This is a genomic window from Halalkalibacter alkalisediminis (assembly GCF_028610705.1).
Classification (GTDB): domain Bacteria; phylum Bacillota; class Bacilli; order Bacillales; family Bacillaceae_D; genus Halalkalibacter; species Halalkalibacter alkalisediminis.
Genome location: NZ_JAQQWT010000066.1, coordinates 1 through 8,184 on the forward strand (window position 1 = coordinate 1; position 8,184 = coordinate 8,184).

At 33.8% G+C, this 8,184-nt stretch carries 9 protein-coding genes; all 9 read right to left on the reverse strand.

The window, feature by feature from the left end:
* Window positions 1-89: 89 nt before the first annotated feature.
* The gene (locus tag PQ474_RS25150; RefSeq protein ID WP_273848321.1) at window positions 90-332 is read right to left on the reverse strand and encodes a hypothetical protein; all 243 of its coding nucleotides are present in this window, start codon (window positions 330-332) and stop codon (window positions 90-92) included.
* Window positions 333-539: 207 nt separating this feature from the next.
* Complete coding sequence (locus PQ474_RS25155; protein WP_273848322.1) at window positions 540-833, reverse strand: hypothetical protein; 294 nt, start codon at window positions 831-833, stop codon at window positions 540-542.
* A gap of 77 nt (window positions 834-910) precedes the next feature.
* A complete protein-coding gene (locus PQ474_RS25160; protein WP_273848323.1) occupies window positions 911-1,633 on the reverse strand; it encodes a class I SAM-dependent methyltransferase in 723 nt (240 codons plus the stop codon).
* 230 nt (window positions 1,634-1,863) lie between these two features.
* Window positions 1,864-2,265 carry a hypothetical protein gene (locus PQ474_RS25165; protein WP_273848324.1) on the reverse strand — a complete coding sequence of 134 codons (402 nt, stop codon included), beginning with the start codon at window positions 2,263-2,265 and terminating at the stop codon, window positions 1,864-1,866.
* Window positions 2,266-3,363: 1,098 nt separating this feature from the next.
* Complete coding sequence (locus PQ474_RS25170) at window positions 3,364-3,906, reverse strand: TIR domain-containing protein (protein WP_273848325.1); 543 nt, start codon at window positions 3,904-3,906, stop codon at window positions 3,364-3,366.
* Window positions 3,896-4,738, reverse strand: coding sequence for a macro domain-containing protein (locus PQ474_RS25175; RefSeq protein WP_273848326.1), 843 nt, complete (start codon window positions 4,736-4,738; stop codon window positions 3,896-3,898). The genes PQ474_RS25170 and PQ474_RS25175 overlap by 11 nt, the downstream gene beginning before the upstream one ends.
* 51 nt (window positions 4,739-4,789) lie before the next feature.
* Window positions 4,790-5,797, reverse strand: coding sequence for a hypothetical protein (locus PQ474_RS25180; RefSeq protein ID WP_273848327.1), 1,008 nt, complete (start codon window positions 5,795-5,797; stop codon window positions 4,790-4,792).
* Entirely contained in the window at window positions 5,691-6,158 is a 468-nt protein-coding gene (locus tag PQ474_RS25185; RefSeq protein ID WP_273848328.1) for a tyrosine-type recombinase/integrase, read from the reverse strand. The genes PQ474_RS25180 and PQ474_RS25185 overlap by 107 nt, the downstream gene beginning before the upstream one ends.
* 370 nt (window positions 6,159-6,528) lie before the next feature.
* Window positions 6,529-7,257 carry a hypothetical protein gene (locus PQ474_RS25190; RefSeq protein WP_273848329.1) on the reverse strand — a complete coding sequence of 243 codons (729 nt, stop codon included), beginning with the start codon at window positions 7,255-7,257 and terminating at the stop codon, window positions 6,529-6,531.
* Between the last annotated feature and the right edge of the window lie 927 nt (window positions 7,258-8,184).

Below are 8,184 nucleotides of genomic sequence, written 5' to 3' on the forward strand. Positions count from 1 at the left end.
ACCCCATATTCCATCTCCCCATTTACTAATTTAATTGGTGCGTTGCGATAGTTCTTCTTATTAAACATTAGCACCCGATAGTGAAACTATTATTTACTGGTTGTAAATAATTTTTGAGACAAAAAGTAAGCCAATGTTGCGACTAATAAAGTTGCCAAAAATGGAATTATTGAAGTCTGTCCAAACACTACTTCTTGACTCACATTATTGTTAATTGAAGAGAAATCTGGAGTATAAAAAGCTGTTAGAAGCCAACCTGATAAAATTTGAAATACTATATACATCAAAACAAAACTAAATATAAATACAACATATTTTTTCAACCTTCTCACACCCTTTTACTTGTCTACGAAACAAATATGAATAAGTTTCACATTATACCTTTCTTAAACAATCCTGCCACGTTAATTTAAGTTTAACATTTCACAAACAATATTTAATCACTTTATTGCGCTTCCTGTTTCCTCAACAATCTGGCCCTTTTCATGAAGAAAGACGCTTTCCTTATTTCAGAAAAGCGCCCGTTTGTTGAAGATCCATTAGACGATATTGTTGTTCTCCTTTTTTCCGAATAGTACGGCTGTAAAGTAAGTAAGTATAGCAGTTAGTATACCTGCACTAAACAGTATGCTGCCAGTAATTACAAAGTTATTTTTATAAGTCTCAACAATCATGTTGTATTGACTAGTATCAGCGACACCATCTACTTGGTTAAGAAGCCAAGAATCCCCAAGAGCAGTTCCAAAAGAAATACTTGAAAACATCAGAACTAATCCTGCTATTGCTAATAACGAAGAAATAATACTTAATCCTTTAATATGTTCATTTAACAAACAGATCCCCCCCTAATTTTATAAAACCTTCAAGAATCGCGCCCGTTTCGTGGAAGGCAAGAAGCTCAACCCAATAGCTAGATTTCCATAAACTTTTTTGAAGTAGATTTTACTATAAGGAAATGAGGGCTGGTCATGAGATAGTTATAGGATTTTTCTTTCACTTCTTTCATCTTTTCTTGCGGTCGGGGTTCAATCAGCTTATCGAGATTGAAAAATTGAGTGGTTTCGTTTACGATGCTTTGCATGGGTCTTCTGTAAAAGCTGACATCAATTGTAATATTGGGTTTGTTCCAGGTTTCTGATAAGAATTGGGTTTTAAAGTAATCCTCGCAATTGTGCCTTGTATAGTCCATAAATGGGTGATGAACCGAAAATAAAAAGGTTCCGCCTGCTTTTAAAATTCGGTTGAATTCTTGAAATGTGTAAGTCCAATCCTTTAGATAATGAAGCGTAAGTGAGCTTACAATTACATCAAAGGAATCATCCTTAAATGGAAGGATTTCTTGAAGATCATGACAAAGGAATGTTGCTTCTTCCCCTAAACGATGCTTCGCTGCTTTCACCATTTCGGGACTTACGTCTATACCAGTAACTTCCGCCCCTTGATGCAATAATTGAGAAGAATACCATCCAGCCGAACAACCGGCATCAAGCACCTTTTTTCCTTTTAATTGGGGGGGCAAAGCCGTCATCATAGCTGGGCGTTCATAATAAGCGTTATAAGGACTCCCCTCATCAACATCGTTTTGATATGTATTGGCTAACTTATTATAAATGTCTCTTGTAGGATTTCTCATTTAATTCCTCCCTCCAGATTCTTGATATATAACATTAATTATAAGTTCATTTTTATCGTGCAAAGTCCTGCTCTTATTCAATTAAATGGACCTTTTCATGAAGAAAGACGCTTTCCTTATTCCAGAAAAGCGCCCGATTGTGGAAGATTTTGTGGAAGATTTCTAAAGCTTCTGCTGGTTTAGTGTAAGTGCAGTTCTTTACATATGTTTAAACAATTCGTTTATATTTTTTACTGTTTCTTTATGCTATCCAGTAACACATATCCAAAAATCAAACCAGATATTGTTGTAATTTCTAATTGTATTATTTCAAACATAAACGGAAGGTACTTTCCTAGAAAAGTGAAAGAAAGAAGAGGAACAAATGTAATATAAAGTGTAGGAAATCCAACTGTTATTAACTTCGCCCAATTCACTGTCCATTCTTTTTTCTCTTTTATCTCCTTTATCAATCGTGGTAAGCGAAGCAATATTCCTAACAAGACTGGAAAAAAAGTTCCGTAAATAACTACAGGTAACATATTAAAATTTCTATGTGCTTCTTCTTTTAAATGAAACTGAAAACTGAAACCAATATAGTATATAATCCCAATAACTAATGTCCAGATAATATACTTCATATAGTTTTTCATCACAAACCTCCTCGTATTTCCGTACAGACACTTATTGATACTAAATATACTACTTATTTTCTTTACGGTTTCGACTTCATAAAGTTTCACTTTACATTTTATAAAAGACCAACGAACCCTATTCTACAAACCTCGTTAGCTCAACAATCCCTTATTCAATTAAATGGCTCTAACATGAAAAATAAGTGCTTATCCTTGTTCCAGGATAGCGCCCGATTGTGGAAGATCATTAATTTTTGTCTTATTGAAGAAAATTAGCACAACAAAAAAAGCCAATGTAAAATGCCGTTTTAAAATGTATTATAACTTCTGTTTTAACTGTTCAATCTCATTTCTTAATGTTTTATTCTCTTCTTCGAGTCCTCGTAAACGTTTATGTATATTATAAAATAATGGTGCATAACCAATCAGTATAATTATTAAAAATCCCAAACCCCAAACCTCCTTTTATCTAAATCCTTATATTCACACTTCTTCCACTGTATGCTTCGTTACTTAAAGAAGAAAAGCATTACTTCCGTTGTTCCAGTAATGCGCCCGATTGTGGAAGATCATTAATTCTTGTCTTATTGAAGAAAATTAGCACAACAAATAAAAGCCAATGTAAAATGCCGTTTTAAAATGTATTATACCTTCTGTTTTAACTGTTCAATCTCATTTCTTAATGTTTTATTCTCTTCTTCGAGTCCTCGTAACGTTTATGTATATTATAAAATAATGGTGCATAACCAATCAGTTGTGGATTTAAAATAAATTTTGATAATTTATAAAAAAGATTGATAATTTAAAACAAAGTTTGATAAAAACGACACAATATTTTGGGCTAAACCCTTGATTTATAAGGGTTTAGTTACTGTTTTTTATCAAACTTTTTTATAAAATCATGTATTTGCATAAGATGAAAAAGCTTATTTTGATCAATCTTTTTTTCAAAAAATGTATTATTAAAGTAGCGATAAATCAACGATTGACGAGTATTTATAATCAGACTTTTTTATAAATCTACATAAAACACATAATAAAAAGCCGATTTGAAAAAATATTGAACAAAACGGCTTTTTATCTCTCTATTATTGAATAAAATAATTAATCTAAATGTTAATTCTCATAACACAAACGAGCACCTATATATTTTTTATCATGAACTGTCATATGGTTTAATGAACGTTTTATCAATTCCTTTTTAAAGTGAATATGCAAACAAGATAAATCATCTCTTTTTGGATCTTTTAATCTTTGTTTTAAAGCTTTTGGCCATCTTTTTTCTAGAGTAGCCCATTGATCGTTAATACTACGATCACTAATTTGTGGATATGCAATTATTAGAGGAAGTTTGTAAAGATCTAATGCTTTTTCTATTTCATAATTTAAAAAGCCTCGGTCGTAGCTAGTTTCATTTGATAAGATTATAAACATCACTTTAGATTTACTTAACCGTTCTCTTAATACTCTCTGCAATGTTTCCTTTTTACTGGAATCTCGAACAGCTCGTGTTTTATCATGACTGTTAATGTATTGAAAATCCTCACCTTTTGCTTCTGCCCAGGCTTTTAATAATTGAAAATATCTGATGTCTGATTCAGTTGGATTTACCTTACCTTGTCCATCAAACGCAGCATAAACACCGTTTCTATATGCCATTTTTCTCCCTCTCCTTCAAACTATAAAAATTAATGTTATCTTTTTGCTCACCTCGTATAACAATCTTTATTTTAGACGGCTCTTTAAATTTCACTTTACTAATCTTAAATGTCCAAATTAGTACCTCTAACAGTTCTTGGTTAGAGGCATCAAAGTCTTTATGTCGTGTAATGCCAGTACCTAATAAAGGAATGACAACTGTTTGCTGATTATATAAAGTATTTACTTCATCCCAAAACTTCAACAAACAAGTAGCATACTCTGTTAATCGTAAGTTTGCTTCATTCTTGTCATTGAACTTTGAAAATGCGACAAGAAAAAAATCCTTGTCTTTATAGATACTTCCTAGCTCATATCTAGTAGTTTTTCCTCCAAGAGGTCTTACGACACCTTTTTCCGCTATGTTAGCTTGTAATCTAGGACTAGTGGATATATCTTCATCTAGTTTTTGTAAATCGTTTTCCTCTGAGTAAAATTTCATTATATACTGCCCATTTAAAGAGGTTTCTGCAATTAAAGAATTATCAACTTCAGTATCAAAATACTCATTAAAGGCAATTACCTTAAAATCGTTTGATTCTTGATTGAAAATATCTCCAGAAACAATTTCAAAATTCGAACCATTTAAATTCAAAGTAATAGTTTCCAAACCAGAAAAATGGAATAAACAGTAAAATACAATCAATATCGAAATCCCGATCAAAACATAAAAAATTTTATCGCTAAATGCAAAGTCAAAAAATGCTAGCACCCCTGTAGCGATAGTAAATAATAAGCTTGGAATAGGTAAGGCATCCTGCCAAAATTTCTTTTTAGCAATTAGTTCTTTCATTTTAAGAAATCTTTTCTTGTTAATGACTACATCATCCCTCTTATTCTAAAATTAGAAAATGATTGTACGTTCCAATTCAATACCATTTAAAAGCTTCTCTTGAAAATCTTCGCGAAATGCTTGTTTTAACTCTCGGTCACTCGAATAAAATTTAATACCGATCAAACGAATATTTTTATTCTCGCTCAAAACCTCAACATCCGGTCGTGTAGATAGTGATAACAAGAAATCTTCCTTCCACTGATCGTGTTCACGTAAATTGTCCCCTTTCGGCTCTAAGAAGACTTGATACGTAAAATCAGCATCCTTCAGATACAGCAAGAAATCCGGCATAAATCCACGCACACCGTCAATTTCAACAATTTTAACTTTTCGTTCATTCCTAATGAGATAAACTTCCTCATATTTTGTACGCAAACGCTCCACATAATCGTTGACGAAATCGATCATCTCGCTTTCTAATCCATTCACAATAGCCTGATCGTAAATGTACCAATCATGATCGCGCATGTTTCTCGTCTTCACGACTTGCGTCACATTAGACACTTTCTGATTGATCTTGTTCATCTCCACCACATAATCATCAATCAATTTCGAGAAGGCAACTCCCTCAAACACTGGTGTTCCTCGTTCTTTCATGAAGTTGGACCGGATGTTTTTCTCGGCATAAGCCAGGAATCGTTCAACGAGCACTAACTTCTCTTTTGACGATAGGTCTTGAACGTCCATACCTTGAGGTAACGAAAGGTTAATCTTCAGATTACCGAGAAATCTCTTGCTTTCGATGAATTGCTTCATACTAGATATGCTTGGCATATAAGACTTCAGATTATTGAAGCGATAAAATGTGTTCCGTTGAATTGCTTTCTGCAGAAGCGTTTTGGACACGCCCAACTGTTCTTCATGACGTTTCGAACCAGCTGTAGTTGTCCGACCGGACAAATACTGCTGCTCAACTGGCAGCATCTTTCGTCTTTTGATAAAAATGATAGCCGAAGGTTTTACGTAACGTATGAGTGCCGATGGCATCATTAATATCAACTTGACGCGCCGCATCATTTACGATCTTCCACGCTTGCACTCTACTGATTGGCTGTTGTCCTTTTCTCGATGGAAACAAATAATCAGAATCTGCCAGATTACGTATGTACTTGTCAATTTCATTTCGCAAAGTAGTAGTTATCTTAATACGCCGCACTTTTTTTGTTTTTCGTTCTCGAACTTTAAGATAGTCCGCATCTCTCACATCTAATACTTTTAGGTGGATTATATCGCTAATCCGAAGTCCTGAATTAATCCCAAAAACAAAAAGAAAGTAATTTCTATATGATTGGTGTAACAATACTTCCTTCATATATTGAATTGTTTCCTTTTCTCGGATCGGTTCAACGGCATTCGCCCCGGTTCGTTTGGATTTCACGGTGCACCTCCTTCTACTCATTTTGTTAAATTAAATATAACACTATTATTTAAAACGTTAAATTCATTTTTGATAAACCTCAAAAGAAATAGAAAAACCCTTGATTATCAAAGGTTTTTCCGTTTTTTTTACTATTATCCGAATCTAACAAAATATCTATTTTGTTAGATTCATTATTCAGCTTTCTTAAATCGCTGGTTGAAGAAATGATCTCTTATTCTTTAATCCTTGAAGGAATAAAACAGGCTTAAGCCTGTCAATCGTTCCTAATTGATATTTCTATATTGGGTGTATTTGCACAAAACCCCGAAAAGGTGGATTAAGAAAAAACAACCCGAACTTATAATGTGTATATGAACCAAAAAAAACGTTAGTCGACTGGAGGAAACATACCTTCATATTCACCATAGCGAAAAATCGAAGCTAGAATGTCCTTTTTATCGGAGAAATCCATTTCGGTTATGGTTCGACCGCGCAATCTCCAGGTAACAGCTGGTTCCTCATAATTCATACCCGGTTTGCGTGCATTGTATAAACGAATCGTGTAATAAAAATCATTTTGAAAACTATCATCTGTTGGAATAAATTCTCTAATCAAATCACTTGCTTTTAAATACTGAATCAAATCAATCATTTCCATTCTTGGATCATAGGTGGGATCAAGCTCTAAATCTAGAATAATCCCTCTACTATAATCTCTAAGAACATTTCCTTTTTTAGTATCAAAGCTGAACATATAATCGTTTCTATCATTAGAAGCAATCATCTTATCAAACTCAGAAATCGACTCTTGCGAGTATTCATAGTAATAGCGATCAGCTCCGAATATCGCTTCTACTGCCTCAATGAAACTCTCTGCACTTGGTAATGACTCCACATCATGGAAATGATAAGCAATGATTTGTTCCCCATTCTCATCTGTGCCTTCAACCGATTTCGTACCGGGTTCATGTTCATTGTCCGTATTTTGAGTGTTTGTGTCTGTTTCCGCTTCGCTCGCGCCACCCTTCGGTTCGACCGAAACATCCTCCTGCACCCCATCCTGTCCACACGCTACCAAAAATAAGGTCATGCACCCTATTATCCAAACCTTCTTCATTTCCCCCGCTCCAATCGATTTTATTTTATAGTTACACCCGTTGCCTTTTATTTCTTTATTATATCTATCAAGAAAATTTTAGCAAATACACCCATATTGTCTGTTTCTCCTGAAGAACATAGGTATGCGCATAGGTTAAAAAGGTTTGCGGAAACCGGAGCGAAACTGAAAACACAACTTTTTTCGTTCTTTCCGTTCTGGTTGCAAACCTAAGTATTTATGAACAACCCTTAATGAACAAATCAAAACCTTGATTTTACTGTATTTTCAAAAGTTCGTTTAGGGTGTACCCTTAATGAACAACAAAAGAAAAAACAATAATAATTTTAGGTTAATAACAAGACAATAAAAGTACAAATTAGTTATTTTTCTACAAATAAACAACTTTTCTGAATTTTTTTAATTTTTAGCATTTACAATAAGGAGCTTCTTTTATATAATTAGGACAAGCAATAGCTAATACATAGAAAAGAGGGTGATTCCACCGGAGTAGCGAAAGGCGAAAGTGTATTTATGTATACACTGGGTATCAAAATAATGATTCTCTAATGAAAAATGAAACAGGTTAAGTGGTTTTGGTTTTAAAAAAAACAGCTTCGTGTAACAATGAAAGGATTCGTAAAATTAATGAGTAATGAACTAACATAAGCGATCTTGTTATTCTGGTCAGATGAATAACAAGATCGCTTATTTTCGTTGTAAGGGGTGCGGAAACGATTCGAGGAATGAGGTGCCACATGTGGCGGTTGAAAGTCGTTTTGGTTGCCGTACCCTTTAATCACTTAGAAATTTACATACAATTTCTTTCGCTTCACCTTTGCTATACTTAACAATAAAATCGATCAGAAGGATTTCTAATACCCTCTCTAGCGTAAAGTGGTGATTAGGGAATACCTGCGCTATATCTGAAAGCATCACTTCTCCTCT